The sequence below is a fragment of the Corynebacterium sp. 212_CJEI genome, assembly GCF_001055915.1.
Classification (GTDB): Bacteria; Actinomycetota; Actinomycetes; order Mycobacteriales; family Mycobacteriaceae; genus Corynebacterium; species Corynebacterium jeikeium_D.
Window position 1 is genome coordinate 1 of record NZ_JVPT01000031.1, and the last position, 16,612, is coordinate 16,612.

At 59.8% G+C, this 16,612-nt stretch carries 15 protein-coding genes; 1 reads left to right on the forward strand and 14 read right to left on the reverse strand.

Translation table 11 applies throughout. From position 1 onward, the window contains the following. Window positions 1–7 precede the first annotated feature (7 nt). The 12 genes from ADB02_RS02890 to ADB02_RS02945 all read right to left on the reverse strand — a co-directional run bounded on the left by ADB02_RS02890 (window position 8) and on the right by ADB02_RS02945 (window position 12,263). A complete protein-coding gene (locus ADB02_RS02890; RefSeq protein ID WP_049170724.1) occupies window positions 8–775 on the reverse strand; it encodes an isoprenyl transferase in 768 nt (255 codons plus the stop codon). Beyond that, the gene (recO, locus tag ADB02_RS02895) at window positions 759–1,508 is read right to left on the reverse strand and encodes a DNA repair protein RecO (RefSeq protein WP_016423113.1); all 750 of its coding nucleotides are present in this window, start codon (window positions 1,506–1,508) and stop codon (window positions 759–761) included. Before recO ends, ADB02_RS02890 begins: the two co-directional genes overlap by 17 nt. Window positions 1,509–1,512: 4 nt before the next feature. Continuing rightward, on the reverse strand, window positions 1,513–2,454 hold the full coding sequence (gene era / locus ADB02_RS02900; RefSeq protein WP_049189618.1) for a GTPase Era: 942 nt from the start codon (window positions 2,452–2,454) through the stop codon (window positions 1,513–1,515). Between the two features lie 4 nt (window positions 2,455–2,458). Further along, entirely contained in the window at window positions 2,459–3,787 is a 1,329-nt protein-coding gene (locus ADB02_RS02905; protein WP_016423115.1) for a hemolysin family protein, read from the reverse strand. After that, the gene (gene ybeY / locus ADB02_RS02910; protein WP_005511056.1) at window positions 3,784–4,317 is read right to left on the reverse strand and encodes an rRNA maturation RNase YbeY; all 534 of its coding nucleotides are present in this window, start codon (window positions 4,315–4,317) and stop codon (window positions 3,784–3,786) included. The genes ADB02_RS02905 and ybeY overlap by 4 nt, the downstream gene beginning before the upstream one ends. Before the next feature lie 16 nt (window positions 4,318–4,333). Continuing rightward, on the reverse strand, window positions 4,334–5,362 hold the full coding sequence (locus ADB02_RS02915) for a PhoH family protein (protein ID WP_049189611.1): 1,029 nt from the start codon (window positions 5,360–5,362) through the stop codon (window positions 4,334–4,336). A gap of 12 nt (window positions 5,363–5,374) precedes the next feature. Then, window positions 5,375–6,154, reverse strand: a complete 780-nt coding sequence (locus tag ADB02_RS02920; protein ID WP_049189612.1) for a 16S rRNA (uracil(1498)-N(3))-methyltransferase — start codon at window positions 6,152–6,154, stop codon at window positions 5,375–5,377. Between the two features lie 44 nt (window positions 6,155–6,198). Beyond that, the gene (gene dnaJ / locus ADB02_RS02925) at window positions 6,199–7,329 is read right to left on the reverse strand and encodes a molecular chaperone DnaJ (protein ID WP_049189613.1); all 1,131 of its coding nucleotides are present in this window, start codon (window positions 7,327–7,329) and stop codon (window positions 6,199–6,201) included. A gap of 2 nt (window positions 7,330–7,331) precedes the next feature. Then, window positions 7,332–8,369 (reverse strand): heat-inducible transcriptional repressor HrcA, encoded by a 1,038-nt coding sequence (hrcA, locus tag ADB02_RS02930; protein WP_016423119.1) that lies wholly within the window; start codon window positions 8,367–8,369, stop codon window positions 7,332–7,334. A 9-nt stretch (window positions 8,370–8,378) separates the two neighbouring features. Beyond that, window positions 8,379–9,542 (reverse strand): radical SAM family heme chaperone HemW, encoded by a 1,164-nt coding sequence (gene hemW / locus ADB02_RS02935; protein WP_049189614.1) that lies wholly within the window; start codon window positions 9,540–9,542, stop codon window positions 8,379–8,381. Further along, window positions 9,539–10,225 carry a hypothetical protein gene (locus ADB02_RS02940; protein WP_049189615.1) on the reverse strand — a complete coding sequence of 229 codons (687 nt, stop codon included), beginning with the start codon at window positions 10,223–10,225 and terminating at the stop codon, window positions 9,539–9,541. The genes hemW and ADB02_RS02940 overlap by 4 nt, the downstream gene beginning before the upstream one ends. Before the next feature lie 205 nt (window positions 10,226–10,430). Beyond that, on the reverse strand, window positions 10,431–12,263 hold the full coding sequence (locus ADB02_RS02945; RefSeq protein WP_016423122.1) for an AMP-dependent synthetase/ligase: 1,833 nt from the start codon (window positions 12,261–12,263) through the stop codon (window positions 10,431–10,433). A gap of 154 nt (window positions 12,264–12,417) precedes the next feature. On the opposite strand from ADB02_RS02945, the gene malQ reads away from it, so the two are divergent. Continuing rightward, the gene (gene malQ, locus ADB02_RS02950) at window positions 12,418–14,637 is read left to right on the forward strand and encodes a 4-alpha-glucanotransferase (protein ID WP_049189616.1); all 2,220 of its coding nucleotides are present in this window, start codon (window positions 12,418–12,420) and stop codon (window positions 14,635–14,637) included. Between the two features lie 359 nt (window positions 14,638–14,996). On the opposite strand, the gene ADB02_RS02955 is transcribed toward malQ, so the two are convergent. Together ADB02_RS02955 and ADB02_RS02960 are read right to left on the reverse strand one after the other, a co-directional pair. Continuing rightward, a complete protein-coding gene (locus ADB02_RS02955; RefSeq protein WP_042388817.1) occupies window positions 14,997–15,212 on the reverse strand; it encodes a hypothetical protein in 216 nt (71 codons plus the stop codon). Between the two features lie 75 nt (window positions 15,213–15,287). Continuing rightward, window positions 15,288–16,612 (reverse strand): M3 family metallopeptidase (locus ADB02_RS02960; RefSeq protein WP_049189617.1); only part of this gene is annotated, 1,325 nt, incomplete at its 5' end.

The window sequence follows — 16,612 nt, forward strand, 5'->3', positions numbered from 1 at the left end:
ACCGGCTCTAGGCCTTGCCGAACCTACGGTCGCGCTTGGCGTACTCCACCACTGCGGCGCGCATGTCATCCCGACCGAAATCCGGGAAAAGCTTGTCCTGATAGACCATCTCCGCATAGGCGGACTGCCAGATTAAGAAGTTGGACGTGCGCTGCTCGCCCGATGGACGCAGGAACAGATCAACATCCGGCATAGTCGGCTCATCCAGGAACTGTGCGAAAGACTTCTCGGTCAAGTCATATTCGCTGAGCTCCCCCGCTGCTGCCTGACGAGCAATCTCTCTAGCAGCATCAACAATTTCAGCGCGACCACCGTAGTTGACGCACATATACAGAGTTAGCGCGTCATTATCCTTCGTCTGCTCCTCGGCAATCTCAAGTTCCTTAATCACCGAGCGCCACAGTCGCGGGCGACGCCCTGCCCAACGCACGCGAACGTTCTTCGAATCCAGCTCATCACGACGTCGGCGCAGCACATCGCGATTAAAGCCCATTAGGAATCGGACCTCATCGACCGAACGGCGCCAATTCTCAGTGGAAAATGCGTAAGCCGACAGGTGCTTGACGCCCATCTCCAAACAAGCATCGACGCACTCCATCAGCACGGCCTCACCACGCTTGTGCCCCTCGGTGCGTTTGAGCCCACGCTGTTCGGCCCATCTACCATTGCCGTCCATCACGAGCGCGATGTGATTGGGCACGAATTGCTGCGGTACAGGAGGATTCAACACGCTTCCTATTGTGCCCCACCGCTGACGTTTACTGCCAAAAAGCATCCACATGTTCCAGCGCCGGCACCCGGCGGCCCAGGTAGTACTGCAGGTACTTCGCCGTTAGGGTACGCGCCGTCGCCATTCGTCCCTCGAATTCGCTTGACGACGTATCGATGCCCGCCCATTGCTCATGAGCAAGCTGCCACATCAGATGCAGAACCTCGGTCGGCGGAGTATCTGCACCCGGTGGCCTGCAGTTGGTGCACACTGCTCCGCCCAGTGCGGGAGAAAACGCGTGGTGAGGGCCGGCTTTGCCGCAGCCTGCGCATTCAAAGAGGCTTGGCTGCCAACCTGCCTGCGCCATTGCTCGCAGGATGTAGGAGGTCAGCAACAAATCGGGGCGATGGCGACCGGCCGCAACGTCGTCGAGCGATTGGGTGGTGAGATCCCACAATTCGGGAGCCGGCACTTGCTCCTCGCCGACAATGCGTTCGGCGACGTCCAGGACTGCACACGCACAGGTGTAGCGCGCATAGTCGTCGACAAGCGGTGCTGCCCACGTGCGCACGGTATCTGCGCCTGCGATAGTGGACAGTCCTCGGCGTGGGTAGATGTTGACATCCACGTCGACGAATGGTGAGAGGCGGGAGCCGAAGCGGCTCTTCGCGCGGCGCACGCCTTTGGCGACACCGCGGACTAGGCCGTGGTCGCGGGTGAAAAGGACGATGATGCGGTCGGCTTCGCCGAGGTCGTAGCGGCGTACGACCAGCGCACGGTCGCGATACGGCTCGACCAACTTTTTAGAATCCCAACTTGCCCAGCTGCTTCGGGTCCGACTGCCAGTCCTTCAGCACCTTCACGCGCAGGTCAAGGTAAACATTCTGACCGAGCAGCGCAATGAGTTCCTTACGAGCCTTGTGAATGGTGATGCCCATGCGTCGACCGTCGCGCCCCATGAGGATGGACTTCTGCCCCGAACGCTCGACATAGATAACGGCGTGGACATCCAGGACGCCTTCGCGATCCTGGTTTGGCAGCACCTCATCGATCTGGACTGCCACGGAATGCGGCAACTCATCGCGCAGACCGCCGAGGGCCGCCTCGCGGATGAGCTCTGCCATCCGGGTGTGCAGATCCTCATCGGTGATGTGCCCCTTCGGGTACAAGCGCGGTCCCTCCGGCAACTGGGAAGCCATGACATCAATCAGCGTGTTGATGTTCTCGCCGGACTTCGACGACAGTGGCACCAGCTCGGCATCCGGACCGAGCAACTCCTGCAGCTCGATAAGGCGCTCAATAATGGTGTCGCGCGAGACCTTATCCACCTTGGACACAATGCCCATGATGTTCTTGCAACCTTTGGAGACGTTCTCGTAAATCCAGCGGTCACCGGGGCCAATTTTCTCGTCGGCAGGCACGACCATCGCGACCAAGTCCACATCGGAGTAAGTCTCCTGAACCATGTCATTCAGGCGCTCACCGAGCAGCGTGCGTGGCTTGTGCAGACCTGGCGTATCCACGACAACGATCTGACAGTTCTCGCGGTGGACTACACCTCGGACTGGATGACGCGTGGTTTCCGGCTGGTTAGCGGTAATAGCGATCTTCTCGCCCACCAGGGAATTGGTCAGCGTGGACTTACCGGTATTCGGACGCCCCACAATGGAAACGAACCCAAAGCGAAAGCCCTCCGGCGCACTGTAATCATCAGCATCTCCGCCAAGTCCAGCATTGGCCAGCATGTCATCAAGATTGCCCATCAGTATCTTCTTCCTCGGAGTAAAACTCCGCAGTCGGCTCCACCACCACAGTGCGTACCCGCATACGACCACGACGGTCACGCGAGCCCTCGGCGGTAAACTTCAGTCCTGCATATTCTACGTACGAACCGGGCAGTGGCACACGTCCAAGCTCATATGCCAACAGACCGGAGACCGTATCCACCTCATCGGTGACCTCGTCATCGAAGACGAGTTGGCGCCCGTGGGCTTCGTCGTAAAGCTCTATGAGCTCGCCCAAGCTGAGGCGCGCCTGCACGCGGTAGGAGGCATCCCCCAGTGGTTCGATGGGGGCCTGCTCGGCCTCGTCGTATTCGTCGGCAATCTCACCGACAATCTCCTCGAGGATGTCCTCAATAGAGATAAGACCGGCGACCGATCCGTATTCGTCGATGAGAATGGCGATGTGATTGCGGGTGCGCTGCATTTCATCGAGCAGATCATCCAGTGGCTTGGAGTCGGGAACAAAAACGCAGTCGCGCATGACTTCGGAGACGCGAACACCGCGGCCACCATCAGTACGCGAGTACGTCTGCTGGACAATGTCCTTCAAGTAAATGACGCCGACGATGTCCTCAACGCTCTCGCCAATCACCGGCAGTCGCGAGTGACCCGACTTCACGCATAGGGCCACTGCCTGACCACAGTGCTTATCCGCCTCAATCCACACCATCTCTGGGCGCGGAACCATAACAACGCGTGCCGACGTTTCCGCGAGATCGAACACAGACTGAATCATGCGGCGCTCATCGTGCTCCACAATGCCGCGCTCCTGGGCGATATCGACCATCTCGCGCAACTCGACTTCAGTGGCGAACGGGCCATCGCGGAAGCCACCACCAGGGGTGATGATGTTGCCGAACCAAATCAGCAACTTTTCCAGTGGCCCCAACACCTTGGCCATAAAACTCAGAACGACCGCGGTGGCGAGGGAAATCGAGTACGGATTCTTCCGACCCATCGTGCGGGAAAACACCCCGAGGACCAGGAAGGTGAACAGAGCCAACAACACCACTGCAGCCACAATGGCCCAGCGTTCCGGCTCGAAAAGCTTGAGACAGACCGCCGCCAGCGTCACTGCACCGATTGACTCGCACAGCGTCCGCAAAATCACCAGCACATTGACGTGCCGAGCGCGATTTTCTACGACCTTGAGAAGCGCATTAGCACCCGCGACCTCGTCACGCTGCAGCTCAGCCACGCGTGCACGGGAAATGCCTGCGACCGCAGTTTCGACTGTGTTAAGTCCGCCAGCGCAGATCATCGCCACAACGGCGACAATTATCAAAGTGATCATCGCTCGTTAGAACGTTCCGGGAACGCATTGGGGTTAATCGGTTTTTCGGAAAAACTGACACCACGACGATCGATGTCGTCGTACCAGTCCGCCAACAGACCATTCTGCAGGGAGAACATCTGGCGCTCTTCCTCAGCAGTGACGTGGTCATAGCCCAACAGGTGCAGCACACCATGCACGGTGAGCAGCACCAGCTCGTGGCTCAGAGGGTGGCCTGCGCGCTCAGCCTGGCCCGCAGCGAACTCGGGGCACAACACGATGTCGCCAAGCATGGCAGGTCCTGGGCTGGCAGCATCGGGGCGACCAGAGCCGGGAGTGAGCTCATCCATCGGGAAGCTCATCACATCCGTCGGCCCCGGCAGGTCCAGCCAGCGCACGTGGAGATCTTCAATCGTCTTCAAGTCGACAATGTGAATGCTCAGCTCAGCTGCCGGATGCACGTCCAGGCGACCCAACGCATAACGGGCAACGTCGATAAGCGATTCTTCATTGACGCCCTGACCGGACTCGTTGAAAACTTCAATGCTCATGTAATTTCAGCGTCCTTTATCGCTTGGTGGCGGACTGTCGCTTGGGTGAGGACTCGGCGCCCTGCGCAATGCCCTCGTTATAGGCATCGTAGTCATCGTAGGCCTCGACAATTGCGGTGACCAAGGGGTTTCGCACCACATCGGCCGCGGCCAACGCCGGAAACGCGATTCCCGGCACGCCACGCAACACCTCACGGGCAACTGCCAGACCGGACTTCTGCCCACGGGGCAGGTCAACCTGGCTGGCATCACCTGTGATGACCATCTTCGATCCGAAGCCCAAACGCGTGAGGAACATCTTCATCTGTGCTGGAGTGGTGTTCTGCGCCTCATCGAGAATGATGAACGCATTGTTCAAGGTGCGACCACGCATATAAGCCAGTGGTGCAACCTCCACTACCCCGGTTTCCATCAGCTTTGGAATTAGCTCCGGTTCAAGCATCTCGCGCATCGCATCGTGCAGCGGGCGCAGGTAGGGGTCAATCTTCTCGTGCAAAGTACCCGGCAAAAAGCCCAGGTTCTCCCCGGCCTCCACCGCCGGACGAGTCAGAATAATGCGCTCAACCTGCTTATCCTTCAGTGCGGCAACAGCCTTTGCCATAGCCAGGAAGGTCTTGCCAGTACCGGCGGGGCCAATGCCGAACACAACGTTGAAGCGGTCGATGGCATCGACATAGTTCTTCTGCCCCTCGGTCTTCGGACGCACGGTCTTGCCGCGGTGCGTCACAATTCCGCCACCGAGCACCTCACTGGCGGACTTTTCACCGCGATCGACGATGCCCACCGCGTGCCGCACTGATTCCGGGGAGAGCTCATGGCCACGACGGGCCATTGCCTCAAGCTCCTTGAATGCGCGGACAGCCAAAGAGACATCCGCCGGCGCACCCTTGATTGTTACAACCCCGCCGCGGACATGAATATCCGCTGCCAGTAGGGATTCCAGCAGACGGAGATTCTGATCCGCGTGACCGACCACAATCGGCGCGAGATTATCATCGAGCTCGACGACGGCCGTGGTACGAGCAGTTACTGAATATTTTGTCATTATGCGTCTATCCTACTGACCACTCTTGGGCGTGCCGCCCCACCGCTTCGTCAGCGGGCCCAGCGCACTGAGAGCAGCAGCTCCAGCCAGGGCGCTACGGAGAACCGTCGGGCCGAGCACCACCGAACTCGCGCCGGCGGCGCGGAAGGCCTCGAGTTCCTCGGGGCTCACTCCCCCTTCTGGGCCGACGATGAAAAGAACCTTGTCAGCGTTTGCTGTTTGTGCGGCGAAGTCCACGAATGGAGTTGTTTCCTCCTCGTGCAAAACTGCTGCCGCACCACCTGCTGACGTAGTTTCCCGGATGAGTTGCTCGATATCAGCGGAGCTATGCAGATCTGCAACCGGCGGAATCCATGCACGGCGAGACTGCTTCGCTGCCTCGCGTGCAGCCGACTGCCACTTTGCGCGCGCCTTGGTGACCTTTGCTGCACCCTGCCAACGGGCCACACAGTTCACTGCCGCCCACGGGATAATCTCGTCAACCCCAGCCTCGGTCATCAAGTCAACAGCGAGCTCGGCACGATCCGACTTCGGCAACGCCTGCACTACCGTGACGTGCGGCGTTGGACGTGCACGCTTCTCGGCAGCGATTACGCGGACGTGAACCTCGCGCGGGTCAACATGCATAAGCTGTGCCCGCACCACCATGTCCGCGCCATTGGCCAGGAGAATCTCCGAGCCTTCCTTCAACCTGCGAACGCTGATGTGCTTTGCCTCAGGCCCGAGGATCCGAATGATTTCCTCCGGGTGCGGCAGCTCGGCGAAATCACCGAGGAATACGGGCAAACTCATGCGTGCTTCACACTCACTGTGGGGCTATGGGGGGGATGGCGTGTTCAACGGCGACGGAAACGGGAGAAGAATCCGTGTCGCTCGCTGGAATTAGCCACCTTGGCATCATCATCGCGGTGGTCGCGGAGCTTCTCCAACAGTTCACGGGACTTGCGGTCCAGCTTCGTCGGCACCGTGACATCGACGTGGGCAACCACGTCACCGTTGCCCTCGCCGCGCAGATGCGGCATGCCCTTGCCCGACAGACGAATCTGCTCTGCCGGCTGGGTGCCCGAATCAACCTTGATGGTCATTGGCTCGCCGAGCAGGTCGTCGACCTCAAACTCGGTGCCAAGTGCAGCATCGGCCATTGGAACCTGAACGTTAAAGTGCAGGTCATCACCCTCGCGCTCGAATACCGGGTGTGGGTCCATGGCAACTTCCACGTAGAGATCACCCGCCGGGCCACCGCCCGGACCGACCTCGCCCTGACCGGCCATACGAATACGCATCCCATCAGAGATACCTGCTGGGACATTCACGGTCAGGTCACGGCGAGCGCGCACGCGACCGTCACCGCCACAGTTGTTACACGGATCGGGGATGATCTCGCCGGTGCCCTCACAAGTCGGGCACGGCCGCGAGGTCATCACATTGCCCAGGAAGGAACGCTGGACCTGCTGAATCTCGCCAGTGCCATCACAGCTGGTACACATCTTCGGCTTGGATTTGGACTTCGAGCCAGTTCCCTCGCACTGCTCACACAGCACCGCGGTGTCCACCGTGATGGGCTTGCGGACACCGGTGAATGCCTCATCGAGGCCCAGCGAAATACGCAGCAGCGCATCTGCACCTGGCTGTACACGCGAGCGGCGCTGGCGGGTACCGCCCGCACCGCCGAAGAATGCTTCGAAGATATCGCCGACTCCGCCGCCGCCGAAACCGCCGAAGCCACCGCCTGGCATACCGCCCTGCGGATTGAGAGGATCTCCTCCCATATCCACAATCCGGCGCTTTTCAGGATCCAGCAGGACCTCGTTCGCCTCAGATGCCTCACGGAACTTCTCCGCAGCTTCTTCATCACCCGGATTACGGTCTGGGTGGTACTTGAGCGCCAGCTTTCGGTACGCCTTCTTAATCTCAGCGTCCGTAGCGTCCTTCTCCACTCCGAGGATGCCGTAATAGTCGCGTGCCAACTTTAGCTACTTCCTTTCAATACCCGGCCAACGTACTGTGCAACAGCAGCAACCGAGGAAATTGTTCCCGGATAATCCATAAATGTGGGGCCAACTACGCCCATGCCACCCAAAATTTCGGTGCCGGTGCCATAGCCAGTTGAAACAACTGAGGTAGCGCGCAGCTCCTCGTCCTCGTTTTCCTCACCGATGGAAACGCGAACGTGGTGCAAATCCTGCGCGGCCGACAGCAGTTTCAGCACGACCACCTGTTCTTCGAGAGCTTCAAGAACCATGGGCAACGTAGAAGGTAAGCGACCGGCCATATTACCACGGGTCAAATTCGATGCCCCGGCCAGGATGAGTCTGTCATTCGGCTTCTCAATCAACGACTCCACCAGCACCGTCGAGCAGCGAATAAGCACATCCCGCAAATCACGCGGGGCGTTAGCTGCAAGATCGGAAATCGCAATCGACGCGTCGGCAAGCGTGTGCCCCGACATCGCGCGGTTGAAATGCTCGCGCAAGAGCGGCACGAGATCGGGATCCATCGGTGCTGGCAGTTCAACATTGCGCTGCTCCACGCGTCCGGTGTCAGTGATGACTACCAGCAACAATCGCGCGTCGGCGAGCTGGACGACCTCGCAGTGCCGGACGCGGGAGACCTCCAGCGTCGGCACCTGCACCACTGCGACCTGGCGGGTTAGCTGGGCCAGCAGCTGCACACTGCGGCGCAGCACATCCTCCAAATCGACGCCGCCTTCGAGGAACTCGAGGATAGCTCGGCGCTCAGCCCTGGACAGCGGCTTAATCTGCGAAAGATTGTCCACAAAAAGGCGGTAGCCCTTCTCAGTTGGGATACGTCCGGACGATGCATGTTCCTGCTGGATATACCCCTCGGCCTCCAGCACCGCCATGTCATTTCTAATGGTCGCCGAGGACACACCCAGATTGTGGCGCTCCACCAGAGCCTTCGAGCCGACTGGCTCCTGGGAAGCTACGTAATCCGAGACAATTGCCCGAAGAACTTCCTGCCTGCGCTTATCCGTCTGAGATGACATGCGGATAGTTTAACTAAGGATGTCAACAATTATTGCGTCGGCCAGCAAACGACCGCGATTGGTCAGCTGAATCCGCTGGCCACCATCGACGGAAACAAACTCCACCATGCCCGCTTCCGCTTGCCGACGTGCCTTGCCCAGCTCATCCTCACCGAGCAGATTGGCATCGATGCCCTCGGCCAGGCGGAGGCCCAGCATAATCTTCTCAGTGTGCCGATCGTCGGCAGTCAGCCCTTCCGAATCCTTAATCGGCAACTCTCCGCCGGAAATCGTCGCCGCGTAGCGAGCCGGATGCTTGACGTTGTAAAACCTCGTGCCATCCAGGTGCGAATGTGCACCGGGGCCCGCACCCCACCAATTTCCATCGCGCCAGTAGAGCATATTGTGACGACATTGGCCGCCCGGTTTCGCCCAGTTGGACACCTCGTACCAGGAGAAACCGGCTTGACTCAGTGCGGCATCGATGCGCTCGTAGCGGTCGGCGAGATCGTCGTCGTCAGGCATCGGCAGCTCACCACGACGGACCTTACGCGCCATCGCAGTACCCGGCTCGACGATCAGTGAGTACGCCGAAACATGATCGACGTCCGTGGCCAGGACCGCCTCCAACGTCGTATCGAGATCCGCCATCGACTCCCCTGGCGTGCCATAGATAACGTCGAGGTTGATGTGCTCAAAGCCGGCCGCGCGTGCCTCCGCCACTGCCGCCGCAGGACGCCCCGGCGTGTGCGTACGATCCAGAGTGGCCAGCACATGCGGCACAGCCGACTGCATGCCCAGACTCACCCGGGTAAACCCTGCCTCGGCCAAGCCTTCGAAAAACTCCGGGGAGGTCGACTCGGGATTCGACTCGGTGGTGACCTCGGCGTCGTCGGCAAGCCCAAAGCTGTTGCGCACACCGTCGAGCAGGCGACGAAGACCACTCGCCCCCAACATCGACGGCGTACCACCGCCGACGAATACGGTATCGGCGCCACGCGCTAGTTCGGGGTGCTTTACGACGGCCATCTCGAGCTCAGCCACGATGGCATCGAGGTAGTCTCCCTGCGTTGCACCACTGCCCAGCTGACCTGGCGTGTACGTGTTGAAATCACAGTAGCCACAACGGGTGGCACAGAATGGGACGTGTAAGTAGACACCGAAGGAATCGGTGTGTGCGGAGGCTTCGCTCACGCATGCTCCTTGGCTCGACGTTGCTTGACGCGGCGGACAATTTCATCGATGCGGGCACGTTCCATCAGGAACTCCGGAGGCCTACGGCCGCGCAGCGCATTGGCAACTGCCGGATGAGTCTCGGGAACAGCAACACACCAAGCGGCGGCAGCGGACAGTGCACGGCGGCCAGACTGTGCGTAAAGCTGCGGAAGCACCACACTACCGAGCTTTTCCACGCCTCGGATGTTTTCGGCGGAAACCCAGTCGGCGAGTTCCTCCAGGTAAGAAGCCACGGCATCGGAGCGAGCAATCATTGCCTGCGTGACCGTAGGGACTGCAACCGGATGCTTCAAAGGAGCCGAAATGAGCGACAGTGACTGCACATCCGGCGACTTCGGTGCCGGATGTGGGTGTCGCCGCGGTGTCGAAGCGGAGGAAAGAGTACCGATGCGCCCCGAGCGAATGCCGGAGGTAAACGCTTGGCGTAGACCATCAAGCTCACCAATCAGAGGGCGGCAGTCCTCAACGGCCTCGTCGACGATGTCAGCGAGCTCGAGGACACATTCGTCCACCAGCTCACGATCTACATCAGCAACCGCCTGAGCAAGGTGCTCGATGTGTTCGGCAACTTCGTCACCAATGTCGTAGAGCTCTTGGGTCACTTCGCGCAGGCGTAGCCGAGCATCGAAGTGGTTAATCATTGCCCGCCCTCCCACGACATCTTCGGCGCCGGTGACATCATTGCAGTCTTCCGCTTTCGAATATCGACGAACATTGACGAATGCCGACTTTCGAAAACTGAAAACTCCTTAAAAATTTCTAGCGCCCCTCACCTTAATGGGGTGAGGGGCGCTAGCGCGGTAACAACACGCTGCCGTTTTCTATCGGCAGCGGGTAGACCGTGAATTAACGCTGGTAGAGAGCCTCAATGTCACGCGAGTAGTTGTCCATGACAATGTTGCGCTTGACCTTCATGGTCGGGGTCAGCTCGCCGCTTTCCTCGGTGAAGTCACTGTCCAGAATATGGAACTTCTTAATGGCCTCTGCGTGAGAAACCAGCTCGTTAGCGGAGTTGACGGCGTCCTGAATCTCGGCGCGCAAAACTGCGCTGGAGGCAGCGAGTTCACGGATCGAGGTGTGCTCGGGGACGGAGTGCTCAATCTTCCACTTCTCCAGTGCCTCCTCATCGAGAGTGACCAACACGGAGACGAACGGACGACCATCGCCGATGACGACTGCCTGGGACACCAGCGGGTGCGCACGCATGCGGTCTTCCATCGGGCCCGGCGCGACATTCTTACCACCAGCGGTGACAATGAGGTCCTTCTTGCGGCCGGTGATCTTCAGGTGGCCTTCTTCGGTCAGCTCACCGAGGTCACCAGTCTTAAACCATTCGCCGTCGATGAAGGCTTCCTTGGTTGCCTCTTCGTTCTTCCAGTAGCGGTCGAACACAACCGGACCACGGAGCAGAACTTCGCCGTCATCAGCGATAGCGGCGGAGCAACCACCGACCGGACGACCAACGGTACCAATAATCTGCTCGCTCGGGTTGTTCACGGTGACGGCAGCCGTGGACTCAGTCAGACCGTAGCCTTCGTAGACAGGCACACCGAGACCACGGAAGAAGTGCCCGAGGTCAGAGGACAGAGCCGAACCACCGGAAATGGTGTACTGCACGGCCTCACCCATAGCTGCGCGAATTTTCGAGAACAGCAGGCGATCGTAGAGCTGGCGACGCAGCTTCAAGACACGCGACGGACCTGCCGGAGTATCCAGTGCCTTGGAGTACTCGATGGCGGTGGCCTCAGCACGCTCGAACATGGCCAGGCCGAATGCGCCCTTCTCCTTAGCGGAGGCGTAGGCGGAGTCACGAACCTTCTCGAACACGCGCGGCACACCGAGAATCATGTGCGGACGGGAACGCTGGAACTCCAGGGTGACGGTCTTGGTATCAGCCCAGTGAGACTGGGTAGCACCGGAAATCATCGAAGCCAGGGACACTGCGTGAGCCAACACGTGCGCCAACGGCAGGAAGGTCAGAATGCGGTTCCCCGGACGGGCAATCAGGCCAATCTCGTTGGTGAGGATGGCGCGGGCCTCCGCCAGCCAGTTGCTGTGCAGGAGCACGCAGCCCTTCGGACGACCAGTGGTACCGGAGGTGTAAATCACGGTTGCCAGGTCGTCGGCCTTGGTGTCCTTGATGCGGCGCTCGACCTCGTCGCCGTCAATGTCACGGCCTTCGTAGCTAATGGTGTCAGTAGCGGAAGCGTTAATCTCCAGTACACGACGCAGCTGAGACTCGCCCTCCGGGTTCTCGGTGCCCTTTTCGACCAGCAGAGGCTTCATGCGGTCGGTGTGCTCACGCGACTCGGTAAATGCGAAAACAGCACCGGAGTTTTCAATAATCCAACGAATCTGGCCAGACGAAGAAGAGCCGTAAATCGGGACAACAGCAGCGCCTGCCATCCAGATAGCGGTATTGATCAGGTTCCACTCGTAGCGAGTCTCACTGAGCAGCGCTACGCGGTCGCCCGGCTGAACACCGTTGGCAATTAGCCCCTTAGCGACGCCCTTTGCCTCGTCATAGAACTCCTGAGCAGTGACATTTACCCACTCAAAGTTCTTGGGGCGAGTGAAAAGCACCAGCTTCGGGCGCTTCTGCACCAGCTCCTGCAGCGAGGTAATAATCGTTTCGTCCTCGCCGATGACGTATTTCGCCTCGGTAGTATATTCACGCATCGAGTTACAAACCCCTACTTTCGGTAGTTCTGTCCGTCGTTGGTTTCGTTAGGAATCAACTTAGAACATCAAACCCTGCGCCGTTGTGATTTCAGTAAATATTTCGATAACGAAGTGATTTACCTTACTACTGGCAAAGTTTTTCTAAACTGGCATGATGGAAAGGGTGACACAGGCAGCTTCCAATCCTCCCCTTTCCTCTCCACTCGCCGACCTCGCTAAAGATGTCGGAGTTGGGGTTTCCTACTACTCCACCGAGGGCCAACTCGTGCACGTCTCTCGTGAGACAGTGCTAAAAACTCTCGCTGCTCTCGACATCGATCTGGGCCCAGATCCCAGCGATGCCGACATCAACGACGCCCGTCGTGAGTGGGCAGACACGCAGTGGTCTCGCCTTCTCCCGCCCGTGGTAGTTACCCGCCAGGGCATCTTCCACCGAGTTCTGGTTCACGTACCGCACGGCAGCAATGTCAGCGTGACTGTGAAACTGGAGGACGGCGCAGAATGGCCCTGCGCTCAGGTGCACCACTTGGTACCGCCACGCCAGGTCGGCGATGTGTTGATGGGTGAAGCCGCCTTCGCAATTCCAGAGGATCTGCCACTTGGTTGGCATCGCTTGCGCGCAGTCAACGATGACAACGTCGCTGAGTGCGATGTGGCCGTAACCCCCAACCGTCTCGCCACTGCCGACAAGTACGTGCAGAATCCTGCGCATGGTGTCATGGCACAGCTGTACTCGGTACGCTCCAGCCGCAGCTGGGGTATTGGCGATTTCGCTACCCTCGGCGACTTGGCACAGGTCAGTGCAGAGCACGCGGGCTCTGATTTCGTCCTCATCAATCCGTTGCACGCCGCAGAGCCACTGCCTCCGGTAGAAGACTCGCCGTACCTGCCCACCACGCGCCGCTATGTCAATCCGCTGTACGCGCGCCCAGAGCTTATCGACGAGTTCGGGTACCTGGACAAGGACGAGGCCGATGAAGCCCGTGCGCTAGCGAACTCTTTCCACCAGCTCAATCACAGCCCTGATGAGATTGACCGCAACCCCATCTACGCTGCAAAGCTCAAGGTATTGCGGGCAATTCACAAGATCCCCCTGTCCAGCGCACGCCAGGCGGAATTTGACCGTTGGCTGGAGGCCGAGGGCCGTGGCATATACGACTACGCGTCGTGGTGCACCGAGCGCGAGCTCGCGGATCGCGCTGCTGCCCGCGATGCTGCACGCGCTGCCACTTCCGATTCTGGTGCCGTAACCGAGAACGATATCGAGTTGGTTCCACCGTTGGGTAACCACGCCAGTGTCGAATCTCTGCGGGAGGAAATCTTCCAGTTCCACCTCTGGGTGCAGTGGATTCTCGATCAGCAGCTCGGCCAGGCACAAGAGGCAGCCCTGGATGCGGGTATGCGCATCGGCATCATGGCCGACCTTGCCGTCGGCGTGCACCCTGGCGGCGCGGATGCCGAGAACCTTGCGGATTGGCTCGCTCCTGCTATCTCTGTTGGCGCACCGCCAGACGGTTTTAACCAGCGCGGCCAAGACTGGTCGCAGCCGCCGTGGAACCCGCACAAGCTAGCCGAGGCCGGCTACCGCCCCTGGCGCGACATGCTGCGCACAATCCTTCGCCACGCAGGTGGCATTCGTGTTGACCACGTGCTGGGTATGTTCCGCCTCTGGGTCATGCCGCGGATGGAGTCCCCCGTCAATGGCACCTACCTGTACTTCGACCACGAGGCAATGGTCGGCATTCTCGCACTTGAGGCCGAGCTCGCTGGGGCCGTCGTCGTAGGCGAAGACCTGGGCACTTTCGAGCCGTGGGTGCAGGACTACCTGGCCTCGCGGGGCATCATGGGCACCTCGATCGTGTGGTTTGAATCCGAGGGCGACCAGCCGAAACCACCAAGCGCTTACCGCAGCCTGTGCCTGTCCTCCGTCACCACGCACGATCTGCCGCCGACGGCAGGCTACCTCGCAGGCGAGCACATCAAGCTACGGGAACGCCTGAGACTATTGCTTTCCGACGTCGCGGAGGAAGACCGCCGGGACTTCGAGTGGATTCGAAAGGTTTTGGGTGCGGCCAAGGAAGCCGGCTGCTTTGGTGACACGGCTGCGGCGGACATGGATGTTCATTCCCTTACCCGCGATAATCTGCCACCAATTGACGCACTGGTCACGGGGCTGCACCGCTTCCTCGACCAGACGCCATCCGCGCTGAAGTGTGAGGCCTTGGTGGACATGGTCGGCGATCGTCGTACTCAGAACCAGCCGGGCACGAGCCACGACCAGTACCCGAACTGGTGCATTCCGCTAACCGATGCCGAGGGCAAGGCCGTGCTTGTCGAGGACCTGCCTCGCTTCCCCGGATTCAAGCGTTAATTGGTTCGTGAGCGACTAATCCCTCATTTTTGCTGTTCACCGATCTTTCAGGTTATATGCCCGGCACTAAAACCGAGGCTAAAACTGGAAATCGGTGACTGCACCAGCGATGAGGATGAGAAGAAGCAAAACGATTAGGGCAAGTAGGACCTTCGAGTGCCTCGACCGATGCATGCTAACTCAGCTCCCTACTGCGAAATATTTGCGAACTACCCAACTCTAGCCTGTTGGGCAAATTTCCTAATACTTTAAGACATACCTTAGGGCAGCGATAGCGACCCAACACTTAAAGGGGGCTTCTCCCAGCTCAATTCATCGGGTCTCTCGGTGAGCTATCCGCAAGGCCACTACCTCTTCGGCTAGCTCTCGCTGCCCGCTCCTCGACGCTCCTGCGAACGCTCCCGCCGATGCACCGACCTCTGCCACAGACGTCCGCTGACAACATCGATTGCGCCAACGAGAACGAAAGCAAGAAACCCTCCGACTACCAGGAGAACCACGCATAGCACGCTGACCTGCGCAAGCAGTGGCAATTGGATAAGCCACTGCCCTACTCTGTCGAATGCTTCTGCCATGAGTGTCAACCTACCCTGCCGGTGACCGGAATAACCAGTGGGCGGCGGTCGCGGGGCTCGTCGTAAAGCGTGAAGCTAGGCATCAGTGCCCGACAGCCCGCGGCGTTCGAGGAGCGGCTGGATGTCCTTATCGCGACCTCGGAAGGCACGGTAGGCGGCCATGAAGTCGATGGCGCCACCACGGGAGAGAATCTCCTCGCGGAAGTGGCTGCCGCCGCTGATTGTGGCACCGCCGTTGTCGGTGAACCAACCGAAACCGTCCGCGTCGAGCACCTCTGCCCACAGGTAGGAGTAATAGCCCGCCGAGTAACCGCCGGCGAAGATGTGGTTGAAGTAGCGGGAGCGGTAACGCGGAGCCAGGTGGGGAACGTCGAGGCCGAGTTCAGCGAGTGCTTCCGCTTCGAAGGCATCAACATCAGTGACCTGAGCTGCTTCCTCCTCGGTGAGGCTGTGCCAGGCCAGATCGATGGCGCACGCGGCGAGGTACTCAACCGTGGCGAATCCCTCACCAGCGGTGCGGGCCTTCTTCACAGACTCGACTAGCTCGGCCGGGATCGGCTCACCGGTACGAACGTGGACGGCGTAATTGGCCAGAATGGATGGCTCAAGTGCCCAGTTCTCGTTAATCTGGGAGGGGAATTCCACGAAGTCGCGCGGGACGTTAGTGCCCGAGAAGGTCGGGTACGTGACGTCGGAAAGCAGACCGTGGAGGGCGTGCCCGAACTCGTGGAAAGCAGTGGTGACCTCGTCGAGCGTCAGTAGCACCGGGGTTCCCGGCTCGGTTTCGGCGATGTTCATCACGTTGACCACGACTGGCAGGCGCCCCAGCAGACGGGACTGGTCCCTAAACGAGCTCATCCATGCACCACCGCGCTTAGTCGGGCGCGAGAAGTAGTCCGTAATAATCAGGCCGATGGTCTCGCCTCCGCCCTGGCGTACCTCCCACACGGTCGTGCCCGGCGCGTATCCCTGCAGGTCCTCGCGCTTGACTACCTCGATGCCGTAGAGCTTGCGGGCAGCGTAGAACACGCCGTCTTCGATGACACGGTGCAGCTCGAAGTAGTTCTTGAGTTCCTCCGTGTCGACTGCGAATTCTTCCGCTTTACGACGGCGCTCCCAATACGGCCAGTCAGCGCCCGTGACCGTCTCACCGCCAGCCAGATCAGCGACCCGCTTGTACTCGCCTTCAGCATTGGCAATGGCAGCTGGCGCCAGGTCTGCAATGAGCTTCCGAGCAGCCTCTGCGGTGGTTGCCGTCTCCTTGGCAATGACGTAATCCGCATGCGTGTCGTAGCCGAGCAGCTTGGCACGGCGGGCACGCAGGCGCGCCATTTCCAGCACAATGCCGGAGTTGTCGAACGTGCCGGAGGCAGCACCCGCACGCCCCAGTGAGGCTTCAT

What these genes read in the sequence shown, in the direction of transcription:
- ADB02_RS02955 (WP_042388817.1), bottom strand. Translation starts at nt 15,212, where the DNA reads ATGGCAGAAGCATTCGACAGAGTAGGGCAGTGGCTTATCCAATTGCCA.
- malQ (WP_049189616.1), top strand. Translation starts at nt 12,418, where the DNA reads ATGATGGAAAGGGTGACACAGGCAGCTTCCAATCCTCCCCTTTCCTCT.
- ADB02_RS02920 (WP_049189612.1), bottom strand. Translation starts at nt 6,154, where the DNA reads ATGAGTTTGCCCGTATTCCTCGGTGATTTCGCCGAGCTGCCGCACCCG.
- ADB02_RS02940 (WP_049189615.1), bottom strand. Translation starts at nt 10,225, where the DNA reads ATGATTAACCACTTCGATGCTCGGCTACGCCTGCGCGAAGTGACCCAA.
- ADB02_RS02890 (WP_049170724.1), bottom strand. Translation starts at nt 775, where the DNA reads ATGCTTTTTGGCAGTAAACGTCAGCGGTGGGGCACAATAGGAAGCGTG.
- ADB02_RS02945 (WP_016423122.1), bottom strand. Translation starts at nt 12,263, where the DNA reads ATGCGTGAATATACTACCGAGGCGAAATACGTCATCGGCGAGGACGAA.
- ADB02_RS02905 (WP_016423115.1), bottom strand. Translation starts at nt 3,787, where the DNA reads ATGATCACTTTGATAATTGTCGCCGTTGTGGCGATGATCTGCGCTGGC.
- era (WP_049189618.1), bottom strand. Translation starts at nt 2,454, where the DNA reads ATGCTGGCCAATGCTGGACTTGGCGGAGATGCTGATGATTACAGTGCG.
- ADB02_RS02915 (WP_049189611.1), bottom strand. Translation starts at nt 5,362, where the DNA reads ATGACAAAATATTCAGTAACTGCTCGTACCACGGCCGTCGTCGAGCTC.
- ybeY (WP_005511056.1), bottom strand. Translation starts at nt 4,317, where the DNA reads ATGAGCATTGAAGTTTTCAACGAGTCCGGTCAGGGCGTCAATGAAGAA.
- hrcA (WP_016423119.1), bottom strand. Translation starts at nt 8,369, where the DNA reads ATGTCATCTCAGACGGATAAGCGCAGGCAGGAAGTTCTTCGGGCAATT.